We start from the raw sequence: 15,361 nt of genomic DNA, 5'->3' as shown, positions 1-15,361 counted from the left end.
GGCGGGAATGACCCCGGTCCGCAGGTCGTTACATCCCCGAGCCGCGTAGAGCAGGCCCTCCGAGCCGCCCGCGTGCCAGCCCTCTCTCCACGGGCACCCCCAAGACTTTCCCCCTCGCGGCATCCCCCCCTTTGCCGCGTCATCCCCCACTTCAGGGAGGCAACCATCATGGCTACCACTCTGCTGCGCAAGACCGTTCTGACCGCTGCTGGTGTCGTCGCCACCGCTGGTGGCATCGCCGGCCCCGCCATCGCCGCCCATGCCGCCCCCACCACCGGCACCACGAGCGTGGTGGCCGACCGCAAGGGCCACGGCGAGCGGGAACTCGACGTGCGCTACGAGGCGCAGCCCAACTTCTACTTCTGCGGCCCCGCCGCCGCCCGTAACGCGCTGAGCGTGCAGGGCAAGAACATCGACGTGCACGCCATGGCCGAGGAGATGGGCACCACCGAGGCCGGCACCAACTCCATCAACGACATCACCCCGGTGCTGAACAAGGAGACCGGTAAGGACGTCTACAAGTCCACCGAGATCCCCGTGGACAAGGCCCGCGACCGCGACAAGGTCGACAAGCTGCGCGCCGACGTGGTCAAGACCGTCGACGACGGCCGTGCCGTGGTGGCCAACATCGCCGGCACCGCCACCGACACCGACGGCAACGCCCACTCCTTCGAGGGTGGCCACTACATCAGCGTGGTCGGCTACCGCGACGGCGGCAAGGTCGTGACGATCGCCGACTCGGCCAACCCGAACCAGGCCTCCTACCGGATGGACGTCGACGAGCTCGCCCGCTGGATCGCCAGCCGCGGCTACAGCTCCTGACCGAACGACCATGACGAAGGGCCCGACCCCCACCACGGGGTCGGGCCCTTTCGCGCGTATCCAACGGCTGCCTTCCGGTCACCTCGCCGTCACGCCGGTGTCGTCACCCGGACGGCTCGCTCCACCACGCTGGGTCGCGCCGGATCGTCCGGGCGACCGTGAAGGAGCAGCTGTGGCAGCCGAGGAGGCGACGCACCGCCCACCGACCACGCCCCGCCCAGCCGCGCCGAGCCGCCCCGACGTGAGCGTGGTCGTGCCTGTCTACAACACGCTGCGCTACCTGCGGTCCTGCCTCGACTCGGTGCTGCGGCAGACGATCGGGCCGGGCCGGATGGAGATCGTGGCGGTGGACGACGGGTCCACCGACGGCAGCGGCCGCCTGCTGGACCGGTACGCCGCGAAGCACCCCGGCACGGTGCGGGTGGTCCACCAGCCCAACTCCGGTGGCCCGGCGTCGCCCTGCAACCGGGGACTGGACCTGGCCACCGGCCGGTACGTCTTCTTCCTCGGCTCGGACGACCGGCTCGGTCCGGAGGCCCTCGAGCGTCTGATCGCCGCCGCCGACCGGTACGGCTCGGACGTGGTGCTCGGCAAGGTGGTCGGGGTCAACGGCCGGCACGTGTTCTCCGACGTGTTCGCCGACGGCAACGCGGTCGACGTGAGCCTGTTCGACTCGGCGCTGCCCTGGTCGCTGGCGAACACGAAGCTGTTCCGGCGCGACCTCGTGGACCGGCTCGGGCTGCGGTTCCCGGAGGACATGCCGGTGCTCAGCGACCAGCCGTTCACGCTCGCCGCCTGCTACCACGCCCGCCGGATCTCGGTGCTCGCCGACTACGACTACTACCACGCGGTGCGCCGGCTGGACGCCCGCAACATCACCTACCACAGCCGGGTCGAGCAGCGCCTGGTCAGCGTGGAGCGGCTGTTCGCGTACGTGGCCGACCTGATCCCCGCCGGGGAGCGCCGGGACGCGGTGCTGCGCCGTCACGCCGGGCTGGAACTGGCGAACCTCGTCGGCGACGACTTCCGGCACCTGGACCGGGCCGCGCAGGAGCGGGTGCACGCGACGGTCGCGCGGCTGGTGCGGCGGCACGTCACCGACGGTCTGCGGGACCGGCTCGACATCGAGGCCCGGCTGCGCCTGGGCGCGGTGACCGCGGGCGGAGTCGACGACCTGCTGGCGGTGATCGAGCAGGACAGCGGCCGGGGCGTGCCGGCGACGGTGTTCGCCGGTGACCGCTGGCACGCGGGCTACCCGGGTGCCCCGGCCCGGTGGACCGACGTCACCGACGTGCGCGCCGACTGGCTGGCGCGGCTGGACACCGTCGACGTGAGCTGGGTCGACGGGCACACGTTGACGGTGACGACGCGCAGCCCGTACCCCCGGTTCGCCACGGAGGCCGGGCCGGTGCGGATGCTGGCCGGTCCGGTCGTGGGCGCCACCCGGATGGACGCCGGCGATCCGACCGGCCGCACGCTCCGCACGGACTTCGCACTCGACCGGCTCCTGGCGGCAAGCTCCGCCAGCGGGCAGCGCCATCCGGTCCGCGCCGAGGTGGACGGCGGTCACGGGCGCGGCGGGGCCGCGGTGCGCGCGCCCCGGCTCGCCGCCGGGCGGCCCCGGCTGCTGCGGCACGGCGCCCGGCTGTACGGGGTGGCGGCGACAGTCGACCCGCGCAACGGTCAGCTCGTGCTCTCCGTGGTGCCGGTGACGGTGGGTCAGCTCGTCGGGCGGCTGCGCCGGCGCGGCAGGCGCGGTCCAGTAACGGCGCAGACGTCAGGGCGCGGCCCGGAAACCCTGCTCGGCCGGCATGGGCACCTGGAGGTACGTGGTGCCGCGCAGGTCCAGCCAGGCCCGCTGCGGCGCGCGGACCAGCCGCACCATCACCCCGGTGCAGGCGGGGCAGCGCCCGACCAGGCCCGGGGCGTGCGAGTAGACGTGTAGCCCGGCCATCGGGCCGGTCGTCCCGCAGGTGTCGCAGCGGCCGGTGGTGGCGCTCAGGTCGACGGCGAACAACTCACGCAACGGCCCGTCGAGCATGTTGCCGTCCACGTAGGACAGGTCGGTCATACGCCCTCCTCGGGTTCTCAGCCGGTCGGGCCGAACCGTTCGGTCCGCACGCGCCGGGTCGGGTGACCCAGCCCCACCAGCAGGTCGGCCACGGTCTCCACGAATCCGGTGGGGCCGCACACGTAGCACAGCGGCTCCAGGTCGGGCGGCCAGCCGTGGCTGTTCACGTCGGCCAGGCCGATCCGGTGCGGCTCGCCGCGCCAGCCCTCGGGCGCGGACCTGGTGTAGACGTACGCGACGTCGAGGCCCTGGTCGTCGCGCGCGCGGCGGCGCAGCTCGTCGGAGTAGATGACGTCGTCGGGGGTGCGCACCGAGTAGACGAGCCGGAACGGCGTGCGGCTGCCCGCGGCGCGGCGCGCGCGGATCATCGCCATCAGCGGCACCACGCCGGATCCGCCGCCCACGAGCAGCACCGGCGCGGTGTCGTCGGTACGCCAGACGAACCAGCCGCCGACCGGGCCGCGTACCTCCAGCGGATCGCCCTCGGCGTAGGTGTCGGTCAGGTACGGCGACACCTCGCCGTCGGGCACCCGCTGCACCGTCACCTCGATCCGCTCGCCGTCGGCGGGGCCGGCCAGCGAGTACGACCGGGCGGCCTGGTAGCCGTCCTCGGCGGTGAGGCGCAGGTCGACGTGCTGCCCGGGCAGGTGCCCGGGCCAGCCGGGCACGTCCAGCACCAGCGTCTGCGCGGTGGGCGTCTCGATCCGCCGCTCGACCAGCCGGGCGACCCGCCACATCAGCGGCGCGACGCGGCGGCCCTCGGCCTGGGCCGTCACCTCAGTCGCCCTGGTAGCGCTGCTCGCGCCACGGGTCGCCGTAGTCGTGGTAGCCGGCGGTCTCCCAGAAGCCGGGCCGGTCGTCGGCGAGCAGCCGGATGCCGTGCACCCACTTGGCCGACTTCCACAGGTACAGGTGCGGCACGAGCAGCCGCGCCGGTCCGCCGTGCTCGGCCGGCAGCGGCCCCCCGTCGTACGTGTGCACCACCCAGGCCCGACCGCCGCGCAGGTCGTCGAGCGGCAGGTTGGTGGTGTAGCCGCCGTAGGAGTGCGCCAGCGCGTACCGGGCCTCGGTGTCGACGCCGTCGAGCAGCGTGTCCAGGGAGACGCCCTGCCAGGTGGTGCCGAGCTTGGACCAGCGGGTGACGCAGTGCAGGTCCACAGTCGGGGTGTCCTGCGGCAGGCCCATCATCTCGTCCCAGGACCAGCGGTACTCCGCGCCGGTCTCGCTGGTCAGCACGAACTCCCAGGTGTCCAGCGGCACGCGCGGCGTCGGGCCCGCGGAGAGCACCGGGAAGTCCTCGGTGAGGTACTGCCCCGGCGGCAGGTCGGGCGCGGACGTACGGGGCCGGCCCTGGAAGCCGGGCGAGACGATTCCCACCCGTCAGTCGTACCACCGCCGGTCCCGCTGGGGCAGGGGTTCCCACCGAGTCAGGCGGAACCTCCACCCTGCACCTCGTGCACGACGGTGCGCTTGCCGTCGCCGCTGTTGCGGGTGGCCCGCAGGCTGGTGATGGTGACGATCACCAGGACACCGATGATCACGCCGAGCGAGGCGAGCGTCGGGATCTCCGGCACGCCTTCCCAGATGCCGTGCGCCCAGTGCAGGCCGAGCTTGACGCCGATGAACGCCAGGATGGCGGCCAGGCCGTAGCTGAGGTGCACGAGGCGGCTCAGCGCGGCGTGCAGCACGAAGTAGAGCGCCCGCAGGCCCAGCAACGCGAAGGCGTTGGTGGCGAAGACCAGGTACGGGTCCTCGGTGATGCCGTAGACGGCCGGCACCGAGTCGACGGCGAACACGATGTCCGTGGCCAGCACGGCGACCACGACGAGCGCGAACGGGGTGAGCGCCCGCCGGCCGCCCTGCCGGATCGTCATCCGGGTGCCGTGGTAGTCGTCGACCACCGGCATGATCTTGCGGAGCAGGCGTACCGACCGCATCTTGTTGATGTCGACCTCCTGCTCGTGCCCGGAGAGGGCGTCGCGCAGCAGCTTGACCGCGGTGGCGATCAGGATGAGCGCGAACAGCAGGAAGGCGAAGTCGAGCGTCTGGAGCGCGGCGGCGCCGAGCGCGATGAACACACCGCGCAGCACCAGGGCGCCCGCGATGCCGTAGAGCAGCACCCGCTGGGCGAGCACGGCGGGCACCGCGAACGCGGCCAGCAGCAGCATGAAGACGAACAGGTTGTCGACCGAGAGGGACTTCTCGACCAGGTAACCGGTGAGGTACTCGATGCCCTGCTGGCTGCCGTAGCGGGACCAGATCCAGGCGCCGAAGGCCAGCGGCAGGGCGATGTAGAAGGCCGACCAGCCCAGGGCCTCACGGATCGAGACCTCGTGCGGCTTTCTGGTGACCAGGAAGTCGAGCACCAGCAGGACGAGCACGCCGACGATCGTCACGACCCACAGCGTGGGCGTGCCGACAGACGACAACCCGGCCGCGGCCAGGGGCGACAATTCGGGCATGGAGCCTCCTCGAACACCGTGTCATGTTCGAGGTCTCCTTCACCCACGTTTTCGTGGGCAACCACCCGGGGCTCGCCTCGGCGGCTTGCCGTACTGACCGGAATGATTCGTGGGAAGTACTCCCCTCGCCTGCACAAGGCTAGGTCACCGCCGGACCGGACGCCAAGTCGGGACACGGTTGATTGCCCTGGTCAACCGCTGTGCGGTGGTGGAGGGCATGGCGCCAGGTCACCGGGCACCCTATGGTGACGCGGGTGACCAACCAGGGACCACTGACCGGCGTACGGGTGATCGAGCTGGCCGGGATCGGCCCCGGTCCGTTCGCGTCGATGATGCTGGCCGACCTCGGCGCCGACGTGGTGCGCGTCGACCGGCCCGGCGGCGGCGGGTTCGGCGCCTTCCCCGGCGACCTGCTGAACCGCAATCGCCGCTCGATCGCCGTCGACCTCAAGCAGCCCGAGGGGCGTGACCTGGTGCTCGACCTGGTCGCCGGCGCGGACGCGCTGGTGGAGGGCTTCCGGCCGGGGGTGACCGAACGACTCGGCCTCGGCCCGGACGACTGCCTCGCCGCCAACCCCAAGCTGGTGTACGGGCGGATGACCGGCTGGGGGCAGGACGGGCCGCTGGCGCAGCGCGCCGGGCACGACATCGACTACCTGGCGCTGACCGGCGCGCTGCACGGCGTGGGCCGGGCCGGGGAACGCCCGGTGCCGCCGATGAACCTGCTCGGCGACTACGGCGGCGGGGGCATGATGCTGGCGCTCGGCGTGGTCGCCGCGCTGTACGCGGTACGCGGCGGCGCACCCGGCCAGGTGGTCGACGCGGCCATCGTGGACGGCGTGTCGGTGCTGGCCACCCAGATCCACGCGCTGCGCGGCATCGGCCTGTGGCAGGACCCGCGCGGGGTGAACCTCCTCGACGGCGGCGCGCCCTTCTACGACACGTACGAGTGCGCCGACGGGCGGTACGTGGCGGTGGGCGCGCTGGAGCCGCAGTTCTACGCCGAACTGGTCCGGCTCACCGGCTTCCCGCCCGACGGCGGCGACGGCCCGCAGGACGCCGGCGCGGCGGTCGGCGGTGAGGCGCTGGACCGGGACGATCCGGCGAACTGGCCGGCGCTGCGGGCGGCCTGGGCGCGGCTGTTCCGCACCCGTACCCGGGACGAGTGGACGGAGCTGCTGGCCGGCACGGACGCCTGCGTGGCGCCGGTGCTCGACTGGGCCGAGGCACCGGAGCATCCGCACCTGCGGGCACGCGAGGTCTTCGTGGCGCCGGACGGCGTCACCCAGCCCGCTCCCGCACCGCGCTTCTCGGCCACCCCGACCTCTGTCCGGCGCCCGCCACCGTCGCCGGGCGAGCACACCGACGAGGTGCTCGCCGGTGCCGGGATCGACGCCGGCCGGATCGCCGCTCTGCGCGCCGCAGGTGTGATCGGCTGACCGGCCGCCGGTTCAGCGGCGCGCGGCGGCCGGGGCGAGGGCCGGTTCCACCATGTCCCGGTAGTCGCGCGGAAACTGGACCACGACCTCCTGGAACTCCCCGCCGCGGATCGCCTCGCGCATCGTGACGAACACCGCGCGTACCGCGTCCCGGGCGGTGTTCTCGTCGCAGTCGGCCCGGCGGGCGACCCGGGCGACGAACTCCGCCGCGCCGAACCGTTCCGCGGCCTCGTCGCGCGGATACGGGCTGAGCAGCCCCTGGAGTGGCTTCGGCAGCTGCGCGGCCAGGTCCAGCACCTCGCCGCCGGTCAGCCGCTCGGCGAACGTCTCCAGTGTGGCCCCGGTGAGCGTGGCGGCCCGGTCCTCGCTGGTGCCGGTGAGCCGGGCGACCCGGCTCACGAAGGTCAGGTAGTGCATGCGTGGTACCCCCTTCGGTGCGCCCACCGCGGCTACCCGCGACGGCGCGCCGGAAACGGCGCCGGTCACCGGCGCGAGACGGGGGCGGGATTTCCGCGCTCGCGGGCGTGAGCGGCGGCGCGACGGGTAACCGCCGCCCGGTCATGACCCCGACTACTGCCACGAGGAGCCCGACCCATGGCGAGTTACACGGATGTCCTTGATTACCTGTCCGCGCTGGACTACCCGGCCGGCAAGGACGACGTCATCCGCGAGGCGGAACGGGAGGGCGCGCCGCCGGACGTGTTGCGGGCGCTGCGCGCTCTGCCCCCGGTGGACTACGCCAACGGCACCGAGGTGGCCCGGTCGGCCGGCATCGACGCGGCTCCCGAGGTGAGCCGGTCGCAGCGCGCGGCGCAGGCCCGCGACAACCACCCGCGCGTCTCGCAACACCTGCGCGGCATCTGAGTACGGCGTCGGGCCGGCGGGCGACACGGCCGCCGGCCTCTGCGCGTGCGGAAACAGGCCCGGCGTACGACTGTCGCGCGTGGGCGCTGCCCTGTGGCGGGTCGGCGTGCCCGGACAGGCGAGCGCCCCGGGTCACGAACCGCGACCTGGGGCGCCACGCAGCACCTGTCCTCCGCGGTTCACGCCCGAACCGGGTCGCGACCGCGCAGCGGTGAGATGTTCGCCCGAACCGGGCGGGCATCGCTGCCACGATCATCATACGACGCGACATCAGCCGAACGGGTGAGAATCGCGGAAGTGTGTCCGGGCGCACGTGTGCGCTCAGGCGGTCACCTCGGCGTACCGCCGCTCCAGGTCCACTCGCGCCAGCGCTCCGACCAGCCACGACAGTTGCTCCGACTCGCCGCTGCCGGTCAGTCCGGCGAGGTCGCGCGCGGTACGGCCCAGCCCGAGCCGGCGGGCCGCCGCGAGCGCCCGCCGGTCGGCCACCGGCGCCGCCTCACGCCACAGCGCCTGCGCTTCGCGCAGGAACAGGTCGCACACCTCGTCGTCCACTCCGGGCAGCGCGGTCAGCAGCCGCCGTTCCTCGCCCGCATCCTGGTGCGCGGCGGTCCGCAGTCGGCGCAGGTCACCCCGGTACGTCTCGACGATCGTGCGGGCCAGGTCGCCGAGGGTGTCGGCGATCGCGGGCAGGTCACCGCGCAGTCCGGCGGCGCGCAGCACGCGTACCCGGTCCTCGTGGCGGGAGCGGGCCATCCGGGCCGCGGTGTCCCACCCGGCGTCGCGCAGCGCGGTGGCCGCGTCGACGGACCGGTGGAAGTCGCCCCGGCGGGCCAGCAGAACGGCCAGGTACAGCACCTGGAACAACTGGGCCGGGTTGTTGGTCACCCGGAACCCGAAGCACTCGGCGAACCCGCGGCCGTCTCCGGCGAGCCGGCGGGCGAGCCGCTTCTTGTCCGCGACGTCGCGCGGGGCGGTGGTTGTCGGCATGCCGCCGACTACCCCGGTGACGGCGCGGCATTCGGGGTACGACGGTCAGCCGCGGACGTCACCGCCGCGATCACGGGCCTTGAGCCGGGTGGTGGGCAGCGCGGGCGCGGGCAGCGGCGGCGCCGCGTCGTCGGCGACCACGCCGAAGCGGCGGCCGGCCATCCAGTCCTCCCGGGCGGCCACCACCTCCTCGTGCGAGCGGCCGACGAAGTTCCACCACATCACCAGCGGCTCCTCGAACGGGGTGCCGCCGAGCAGCAGCAGCCGGGTGCCCGGCTCGGCGCGCAGCGTCAGCGCGTTCCGGCCGAGGCCCAGGTAGAGCAGCGCGCCGGGGGCCAGCGCCGTGCCGTCGCACTCGGCGGCACCGGACATGGCCAGCAGCCCGTACTCGAAGTCCGGGCGCAGCGGCAGCGTGGCCGGCGCCGGCCCGCGGACCTCGATCTGCGCGCCGACCAGCGGGGTGTGCACGACGGCGGGCGAGCGTTCCCCGCCGAGGTCGCCGACGAGCAGCGTGACGTCCAGGTCGGCGTCGCGGAAGCGGGGCAGGTCGGCGTGGTGGGCGAAGTCCGGGTCACCGGCACGGGCCGGGTCGGGCAGCGCCACCCACAGCTGCACGCCGTGCATCAGCGGCGGGTGGACCAGCGGGGAACGCTCGGAGTGGGCGATGCCGCGCCCGGAGGTCATCACGTTGAGCTGGCCCGGGCGGATGGGCTGGACGTTGCCGAGGCTGTCGCGGTGCAGGATCTCCCCGTCGAGCAGCCAGGTGACGGTCTGCAGCCCGGTGTGCGGGTGCGGCGGCACCTCCATGCCGGGCCGGTCGGCCACGTCGTCGGGCCCGAAGTGGTCGACGAAGCACCAGGCGCCGACCATCCGGCGCTGCCGCTGCGGCAGCAGCCGGCGCACAGTGGTGTAGCGGCCGAGCGGGACGTCGTGGCCGGGCAGCAGCACGCTGCCCGGGTCGGTCGGGCCGACGCCCGGCGGGAGCGTCTGCGCGGGCAGGGATTCGGTGCGGTCCACCGCCCGACTGTACGCTCACTCCGCGGTGACGCTCACCGCGTTCGCGCCCCCGACCAGGTCGAGGTAGAGCCGGTCGGCAGCCCGGTCCCAGCCCGGTGAGCTGACCAGGTCACCGGCGGCGATCCCGCCGCGACGCTGGTCGTACAGGGTCAGGGAGCCGGCGCCGGAGGCCACCCGCACCCGGGCCGGCGGCCCGCCGGGCACGGTGACCGTGAGTTCGCTGACCCCGCCGGTCATCCGGACGGTGAGCGAGCCGTCGAGCCGGGGCAGCAGCAGCCGGGTACGCGACGCGCCGCCGACCAGGTCGATCCCGGCGAGCCGGGCCTCGCCCAGGTCGAGCCGCTGCTCGCTGACGCCGCCGAGCAGCCGCAGCCGCCAGGTGACCCGGGAGTTGAGCACCACCTCGACGGCGGCCGGGCCGGGGCGGCCGTTCTCCTCGATCCGCAGCCGGACCCGGTCGCCCACGAGCTGCGGGCGGGGCGTCACACCCGAGCCGTCCGGCGCGCCGATCCGGTAGAGGTCGTCGCCGAGGTCGGCGGCCCGCAGCGTGAACCGGGTCAGCCCGTCGACCAGCTCGAACTGGGCGCGCTGCCGGTTGTCGCGGGGCGCGGCGAGCGTCTCGGCGCCGGCCACCTCGGCGGCGCCCGCCCCGCCGGAGCCGCCGCCGGGAGCGGGCGACGGCGGGGCGCCGCCGGAGAAGACCACGCCGAGACGGGCCGGGTTGGACAGCGTCACCGCCACGGCCACCGCGCCGAGCACCACCACCAGCACCGCCGCCGCCGCGAGCAGCCGGGCTCCGCCGGACCAGCGGGGCCTGGCCAGGCCGGGGTCGTCCTCGGATGCGGTCATGGTCGTCCCCTCTCGCCGGTCCCCATCGGGTCATACGTCTGCGTCGGCGTCTCGGTTCATTCCCACTCCGGTACGCGAGCGCACCTTGCCGGCGCACGCGGCCAGCACGGCGTGCGCGTCCAGACCGAGGCTCTCGATGGCGACCAGCGCGGTGAACGCCACGTCGGCCAGCTCGGCGGCGACCTCCTCGCGGGTGTGCGTCACCCCCTTGCGCGGGTTCTGCCCGAGCAGGCCGATCCAGGCCGCGGCGACCTCGCCGGCCTCCTCGCCGATCTTGAGGATGCGACAGGTCAGTTCGGTGTCGCCGCGGCCGTTCGCGGCGTCGAGCCAGGCGCGCGCGTCCCGCGCCGTCGTCCAGATGGTGGCGTCCACGCGGACCAGTGAACCGCACCCCGCACACCGTTCGTATCCTGGGGCGACGCAGGCCGGAGGGCCTGCGTCCCAGGCGAGAGGAGGTGCCCGTGATGCCGGAGATCGTCGAATCGGTGTTCGCCGGCGTGGTCGCCCGGAACCCGGGAGAGCCCGAGTTCCACCAGGCGGTCCGCGAGGTGCTGGAGAGCATCGGTCCGGCCCTGGCCCGGCATCCGGAGTACGCCGAGGTGGTCGAGCGCGTCTGCGAACCGGAGCGGCAGGTCATCTTCCGCGTGCCGTGGGAGGACGACCGGGGCCGGGTGCGGGTCAACCGCGGGTTCCGGGTGGAGTTCAACAGCGCGCTCGGCCCGTTCAAGGGCGGCCTGCGCTTCCACCCGTCGGTCTACCTGGGCATCGTGAAGTTCCTCGGGTTCGAGCAGATCTTCAAGAACGCGCTGACCGGGCTGTCCATCGGCGGCGGCAAGGGCGGCGCGGACTTCGACCCGAAGGGCCGCTCCGACCGCGAGGTGATGCGGTTCTGCCAGAGCTTCATGACCGAGCTGTACCGGCACATCGGCCCGCAGACCGACGTGCCCGCAGGTGACATCGGGGTGGGCGGCCGGGAGATCGGCTACCTGTTCGGGCAGTACAAGCGCATCACCAACCGGTACGACGCGGGCGTGCTCACCGGCAAGGGCCTGGCGTACGGGGGCGCGCAGGTGCGCCGGGAGGCGACCGGGTACGGGGCGGTGTTCTTCGCCGACGACATGCTCCGCCAGGCCGGGGACAGCCTGGAGGGCAAGCGGGTCGTGGTGTCCGGCTCCGGCAACGTGGCCATCTACGCGATCGAGAAGGTGCACCAGCTCGGCGGCACCGTGGTGGCGTGCTCGGACTCCGGCGGCTACGTGGTCGACGAGAAGGGCATCGACCTGGCGTTGCTGCGCGAGCTGAAGGAGCAGCGCCGGGGACGGCTGGCCGAGTACGCGGAGCACGCGCGCAACGCGGTGGCGGTCGCGGACCGCAACGTGTGGGAGGTGCCCTGCGACCTGGCGCTGCCCTGCGCCACGCAGAACGAGATCGGCGGCGCGGAGGCGGCCGCGCTGGTAGCGGGCGGCTGCGTCGCGGTGGTGGAGGGGGCGAACATGCCCACCACGCCGGAGGCGGTGCGGATCCTCGGCCGGGCCGGGGTGCGGTTCGCCCCGGGCAAGGCCGCCAACGCCGGCGGGGTGGCGGTGAGCGGGCTGGAGATGCAGCAGAACGCCAGCCGCGACACGTGGACGTTCGGCGAGTCGGAGCAGCGGTTGCGCGAGATCATGCGGGACGTGCACGACAGGTGCTGGGCGACCGCCGAGGAGTTCGGCCTGCCCGGCGACTACGTGGCCGGGGCGAACATCCAGGGGTTCCGGCGGGTGGCCGAGGCGATGCTGGCGCACGGCCTGGTCTGAGCGGTCCGCGGGACGGACGCCGGCGGAGCGGTCGGTCAGCGATTGACAGCTCTCGACGCCCGGCCTAGGTTCAGGGCGCTACCGGCCGGTAGGCATCCGTCCCGCGTCGTCACCCCCGTCCCGGGGTGGCACCCGTCCCCCGGGGAGCAGCGATGCAGCCCTCACCCGTCCGTCGCCGGCTGCTCGCCGTCGGCGCGGCCCTCGCGCTGACGCTCGGCCTCACCGGCGCGGCCCCCGCCGCCGCCACCGGCCGCGACGACGGCAGCGGCCCGCTGCCCGGCTACACCATCGTCAACCCGCCGCTGCCGCCGCTCGTGGTCGGCGGGGCCGCCACCACCGTGCGGCAGGGCGTGCACGCCAACGCCGGGTACGTCATCGAGATCCCGGCGCGCTGGAACGGCGAGCTGGTGATGTGGGCGCACGGCTACCGCGGCCAGGGCACCGAGCTGTCGCCGGAGCCGCCCGGCTTCGACCTGCGGCAGCGCCTGGTGGCGCAGGGGTACGCGTGGGCGTCGTCGTCGTACGACCGCAACGGCTACGACGTGCGCTCCGGCGTTCGCGGCACCCGCGCCCTGGCCGACCTGTTCAGCCGTACCGTCCGGCGCCCGCACCGGGTACTGATCGCCGGCGTCTCGATGGGCGGTCACGTCATCGGCCGGTCGCTGGAGCAGTACCCGGGCTACTACGCCGGGGCGCTGCCGATGTGCGGGGTGCTCGGCGACCAGGAGCTGTTCGACTTCTTCCTGGACTACAACCTGGTCGCGCAGGCGCTGGCCGGGGTGCGCGCGTACCCGACGCCGCCCGACTACCTGACCTCGGCGGTGCCCCGGATCCAGGTCACGCTCGGCCTCGCCGGGCTGACCCCGGGCGGCGCGGACACCACCAATGCGCTGGGCAAGCAGCTGCGCGCGGTCACCGTGGACCGTTCCGGCGGGCCGCGGCCGGGCGCCGACGCCGCGTTCGCGGTGTGGAAGGACTTCCTGTTCGGCATCGCCGTCGGCGAGGCGGACGGCTCCCCCGCCCGGCGGCCCGGCCAGCTCGCCACGAACCTGTTCACCAGGTACACGCCGAACCAGCCGGTGAACCTCAACGCCACGGTGCAGCGGGTCGCGCCGGAGAACCTGCGCCAGCGGCTCGCGCCCGGCCTGACCGAGGTGCCCCGGATCGCCGGGCGGCCCACCGCGCCGGTGCTGAGCCTGCACGGGCTCGGCGACCTGTTCGTGCCGTTCAGTATGGAGCAGGCGTACGCCCGGGACGTGGCCCGGCACGGCCGGTCCCGGCTGCTCGTGCAGCGGGCGGTGCGCACCGCGCAGCACTGCGAGTTCAGCCCGGCCGAGGCCGGCGCCGCCTGGGACGACCTGGTCCGCTGGGTCCGCACCGACAAGCGGCCGGCCGGTGACGCGGTCACCGACCGGCGTGCGGTGGCGGCACCGGACTTCGGCTGCCGGTTCAGCGACCACGCCGCCCGGGCCGCCGGCGCCGGCACCCGCCCGCTCTACCCGCCGTGCTGACCCTGCCTCAGTCCTCCGCCCGGGAGTACCAGCCGCCCCGGTAGACGGTGCCCTGCGGGGTCGGCTGCGGCTCCGGCGGCGCCTCCGCCTCCTGCGGCACGTCCCCGGCGGTGCGGCGGGAGCGGCGGACGCGGCTGACCACGAACCAGCAGACACCGGCCACCACGGCCACGATGACGACCTTCTGGAACGTGCCCGCGTACGCCTCGACCACGTGCCACTGCTCGCCGAGCAGGTAACCGGCGAGCACGAACGTGGTGTTCCAGATCAGGCTGCCCAGCGCGGTGTAGAGCAGGAATACCGGAACCGGCATCCGTTCCACTCCGGCCGGGATGGAGATGAGACTGCGGAAGATCGGAATCATCCGGCCGAAGAACACCGCCTTGACGCCGTGGCGCAGGAACCACGCCTCGGTGCGGTCCACGTCCTCCAGCTTGATCAGCGGCAGCCGCGCGGCCAGGGCGCGCATCCGGTCCCGCCCGAGGGCCGCGCCGATGTAGTACAGCGCCAGCGCGCCCACGATCGACCCGAGCGTGGTCCAGAAGATGGCGCCGGCCAGGCTCATCCGGCCCTGGCTCGCGGTGAAGCCGGCCAGCGGCAGGATCACCTCGCTGGGGATGGGCGGGAACAGGTTCTCCAGGGCCACCGCGAGGCCGGCGCCCGGCCCACCGAGCCGTTCCATCAGGCCGGTGACCCAGCCGGCTACTCCGTCGCCGGACGGTTCCGCGGCCCGCGCGGTGCTCGCCCGGGGGACGGCGAGCAGCTGTGCGTTTCCGATCATCGGACCAACGTTACGGGGCGAAGCCGCGGACGACCACGCGTCATGGAAACCATTATCGTGTACGTCATGCGTACGCCGTTGCGGATCGCCGTCGCCCAGCCGCTGACCCGCTCCCACGACGTCGAGGGCAACGCCGCCCGGCACGCCGACGCGGTACGCGCCGCCGGGGCGCGCGTGGTGGTCTTCCCGGAGATGTCGCTGACCGGGTACGAGCTGACCGCCGCGCCGCTGGACCCGGCCGACCCGAGGCTCGCGCCTCTGCGGGCGGCCTGCGCCGAGACCGGCACGCTGGCGCTGGCCGGGGCGCCGGTGCCCGGCCCGCACATCGGGGTGCTCGTGATCGACGCGGAGGGCGTGCGGGTCGCGTACCGGAAGATGTTCCTGGGTGGCGCGGAGCCGCGGCACATGCGACCGGGCCGGGAGCCGGCGGTGCTCGATGTGGACGGCTGGCGGCTGGGGCTGGCGGTGTGCAAGGACACCGGCACGCCGGAGCACGCGGCGGCCACTGTGGCGCTCGGCGCGGACGCCTACCTGGCCGGGGTGCTCGAGTCGGCCGACGACGCGGCCGTGCCGGACGAACGCGCCCGCCGCGTCGCCGCCGAGCACGCCGTGTGGGTGGCGACGGCCAGTTTCGCCGGCTCGACCGGAGGCGGGTACGCGCGCGCCGCGGGTGGTTCCGGGATCTGGTCACCGGCGGGTGAGCCGGTGGTCCGCGCCGGCACGGGCGTCGGCGAGGTGGTCACCGGGACGCTGCGCTGA

16 protein-coding genes and 1 pseudogene are annotated in these 15,361 nt (G+C 74.0%); 7 read left to right on the top strand and 10 right to left on the bottom strand.

Features of this window, described 5'->3' with window-relative positions; all coding sequences use genetic code 11:
• The first annotated feature begins 168 nt into the window (after positions 1 to 168).
• Both MICAU_RS14030 and MICAU_RS14025 read left to right on the top strand, forming a co-directional pair.
• Complete coding sequence (locus tag MICAU_RS14030; RefSeq protein WP_013285977.1) at positions 169 to 822, top strand: C39 family peptidase; 654 nt, start codon at positions 169 to 171, stop codon at positions 820 to 822.
• 172 nt (positions 823 to 994) lie between these two features.
• A complete protein-coding gene (locus MICAU_RS14025; protein ID WP_013285976.1) occupies positions 995 to 2,767 on the top strand; it encodes a glycosyltransferase family 2 protein in 1,773 nt (590 codons plus the stop codon).
• Here MICAU_RS14025 and MICAU_RS33140 read toward each other — a convergent pair.
• From MICAU_RS33140 to MICAU_RS14010, 4 genes and pseudogenes are all read right to left on the bottom strand, one after another.
• A pseudogene (locus MICAU_RS33140) lies at positions 2,693 to 2,863 on the bottom strand (DUF6510 family protein); the annotation flags it as partial. The gene MICAU_RS14025 and the pseudogene MICAU_RS33140 sit on opposite strands and share 75 nt — an antisense overlap.
• 47 nt (positions 2,864 to 2,910) lie before the next feature.
• Positions 2,911 to 3,630, bottom strand: coding sequence for a ferredoxin reductase (locus tag MICAU_RS14020; RefSeq protein WP_174361792.1), 720 nt, complete (start codon positions 3,628 to 3,630; stop codon positions 2,911 to 2,913).
• A 40-nt stretch (positions 3,631 to 3,670) separates the two neighbouring features.
• Complete coding sequence (locus MICAU_RS14015; RefSeq protein ID WP_013285974.1) at positions 3,671 to 4,270, bottom strand: sulfite oxidase-like oxidoreductase; 600 nt, start codon at positions 4,268 to 4,270, stop codon at positions 3,671 to 3,673.
• Between the two features lie 50 nt (positions 4,271 to 4,320).
• Positions 4,321 to 5,355: a TerC/Alx family metal homeostasis membrane protein gene (locus tag MICAU_RS14010; RefSeq protein WP_013285973.1), complete on the bottom strand. Its 1,035-nt coding sequence runs from the start codon at positions 5,353 to 5,355 to the stop codon at positions 4,321 to 4,323.
• Positions 5,356 to 5,597: 242 nt separating this feature from the next.
• Between MICAU_RS14010 and MICAU_RS14005 the strand changes: the two genes are divergently transcribed.
• Positions 5,598 to 6,794: a CaiB/BaiF CoA transferase family protein gene (locus tag MICAU_RS14005; RefSeq protein ID WP_013285972.1), complete on the top strand. Its 1,197-nt coding sequence runs from the start codon at positions 5,598 to 5,600 to the stop codon at positions 6,792 to 6,794.
• Between the two features lie 12 nt (positions 6,795 to 6,806).
• On the opposite strand, the gene MICAU_RS14000 is transcribed toward MICAU_RS14005, so the two are convergent.
• Positions 6,807 to 7,211, bottom strand: coding sequence for a DUF2267 domain-containing protein (locus tag MICAU_RS14000; RefSeq protein WP_013285971.1), 405 nt, complete (start codon positions 7,209 to 7,211; stop codon positions 6,807 to 6,809).
• A gap of 177 nt (positions 7,212 to 7,388) precedes the next feature.
• Between MICAU_RS14000 and MICAU_RS13995 the strand changes: the two genes are divergently transcribed.
• On the top strand, positions 7,389 to 7,658 hold the full coding sequence (locus tag MICAU_RS13995) for a DUF2795 domain-containing protein (protein ID WP_013285970.1): 270 nt from the start codon (positions 7,389 to 7,391) through the stop codon (positions 7,656 to 7,658).
• A gap of 321 nt (positions 7,659 to 7,979) precedes the next feature.
• On the opposite strand, the gene MICAU_RS13990 is transcribed toward MICAU_RS13995, so the two are convergent.
• From MICAU_RS13990 to MICAU_RS13975, 4 genes are read right to left on the bottom strand one after another with little or no spacing between them, the layout of a single operon-like run.
• Positions 7,980 to 8,648: a hypothetical protein gene (locus MICAU_RS13990; RefSeq protein WP_013285969.1), complete on the bottom strand. Its 669-nt coding sequence runs from the start codon at positions 8,646 to 8,648 to the stop codon at positions 7,980 to 7,982.
• Positions 8,649 to 8,693: 45 nt separating this feature from the next.
• Positions 8,694 to 9,665 (bottom strand): pirin family protein, encoded by a 972-nt coding sequence (locus MICAU_RS13985; RefSeq protein ID WP_013285968.1) that lies wholly within the window; start codon positions 9,663 to 9,665, stop codon positions 8,694 to 8,696.
• 15 nt (positions 9,666 to 9,680) lie between these two features.
• Positions 9,681 to 10,514, bottom strand: coding sequence for a toast rack family protein (locus tag MICAU_RS13980; protein ID WP_013285967.1), 834 nt, complete (start codon positions 10,512 to 10,514; stop codon positions 9,681 to 9,683).
• Between the two features lie 30 nt (positions 10,515 to 10,544).
• Positions 10,545 to 10,886: a MazG-like family protein gene (locus tag MICAU_RS13975; protein WP_013285966.1), complete on the bottom strand. Its 342-nt coding sequence runs from the start codon at positions 10,884 to 10,886 to the stop codon at positions 10,545 to 10,547.
• 92 nt (positions 10,887 to 10,978) lie between these two features.
• Between MICAU_RS13975 and gdhA the strand changes: the two genes are divergently transcribed.
• Both gdhA and MICAU_RS13965 read left to right on the top strand, forming a co-directional pair.
• Positions 10,979 to 12,310 carry an NADP-specific glutamate dehydrogenase gene (gdhA, locus tag MICAU_RS13970; protein WP_013285965.1) on the top strand — a complete coding sequence of 444 codons (1,332 nt, stop codon included), beginning with the start codon at positions 10,979 to 10,981 and terminating at the stop codon, positions 12,308 to 12,310.
• A 152-nt stretch (positions 12,311 to 12,462) separates the two neighbouring features.
• On the top strand, positions 12,463 to 13,821 hold the full coding sequence (locus MICAU_RS13965) for an alpha/beta hydrolase family protein (protein WP_013285964.1): 1,359 nt from the start codon (positions 12,463 to 12,465) through the stop codon (positions 13,819 to 13,821).
• Between the two features lie 7 nt (positions 13,822 to 13,828).
• Here MICAU_RS13965 and MICAU_RS13960 read toward each other — a convergent pair whose 3' ends face one another.
• A complete protein-coding gene (locus MICAU_RS13960) occupies positions 13,829 to 14,602 on the bottom strand; it encodes a DedA family protein (RefSeq protein ID WP_013285963.1) in 774 nt (257 codons plus the stop codon).
• 66 nt (positions 14,603 to 14,668) lie between these two features.
• Here MICAU_RS13960 and MICAU_RS13955 point away from each other — a divergent pair, with 66 nt between their 5' ends.
• Positions 14,669 to 15,361, top strand: a complete 693-nt coding sequence (locus MICAU_RS13955) for a carbon-nitrogen hydrolase family protein (RefSeq protein WP_041799245.1) — start codon at positions 14,669 to 14,671, stop codon at positions 15,359 to 15,361.

The sequence above is a fragment of the Micromonospora aurantiaca ATCC 27029 genome, assembly GCF_000145235.1.
GTDB lineage: Bacteria > Actinomycetota > Actinomycetes > Mycobacteriales > Micromonosporaceae > Micromonospora > Micromonospora aurantiaca.
This window is presented reverse-complemented; position numbering and strand designations above follow the sequence as displayed.

Excerpts from the sequence above, each read along its gene's own strand:
- MICAU_RS14030 (WP_013285977.1), top strand. The coding sequence starts at position 169 with ATGGCTACCACTCTGCTGCGCAAGACCGTTCTGACCGCTGCTGGTGTC.
- MICAU_RS14020 (WP_174361792.1), bottom strand. The coding sequence starts at position 3,630 with ATGTGGCGGGTCGCCCGGCTGGTCGAGCGGCGGATCGAGACGCCCACC.
- MICAU_RS14010 (WP_013285973.1), bottom strand. The coding sequence starts at position 5,355 with ATGCCCGAATTGTCGCCCCTGGCCGCGGCCGGGTTGTCGTCTGTCGGC.
- MICAU_RS14005 (WP_013285972.1), top strand. The coding sequence starts at position 5,598 with ATGGTGACGCGGGTGACCAACCAGGGACCACTGACCGGCGTACGGGTG.
- MICAU_RS14000 (WP_013285971.1), bottom strand. The coding sequence starts at position 7,211 with ATGCACTACCTGACCTTCGTGAGCCGGGTCGCCCGGCTCACCGGCACC.
- MICAU_RS13995 (WP_013285970.1), top strand. The coding sequence starts at position 7,389 with ATGGCGAGTTACACGGATGTCCTTGATTACCTGTCCGCGCTGGACTAC.
- MICAU_RS13990 (WP_013285969.1), bottom strand. The coding sequence starts at position 8,648 with ATGCCGACAACCACCGCCCCGCGCGACGTCGCGGACAAGAAGCGGCTC.
- MICAU_RS13980 (WP_013285967.1), bottom strand. The coding sequence starts at position 10,514 with ATGACCGCATCCGAGGACGACCCCGGCCTGGCCAGGCCCCGCTGGTCC.
- gdhA (WP_013285965.1), top strand. The coding sequence starts at position 10,979 with ATGCCGGAGATCGTCGAATCGGTGTTCGCCGGCGTGGTCGCCCGGAAC.
- MICAU_RS13965 (WP_013285964.1), top strand. The coding sequence starts at position 12,463 with ATGCAGCCCTCACCCGTCCGTCGCCGGCTGCTCGCCGTCGGCGCGGCC.
- MICAU_RS13960 (WP_013285963.1), bottom strand. The coding sequence starts at position 14,602 with ATGATCGGAAACGCACAGCTGCTCGCCGTCCCCCGGGCGAGCACCGCG.
- MICAU_RS13955 (WP_041799245.1), top strand. The coding sequence starts at position 14,669 with ATGCGTACGCCGTTGCGGATCGCCGTCGCCCAGCCGCTGACCCGCTCC.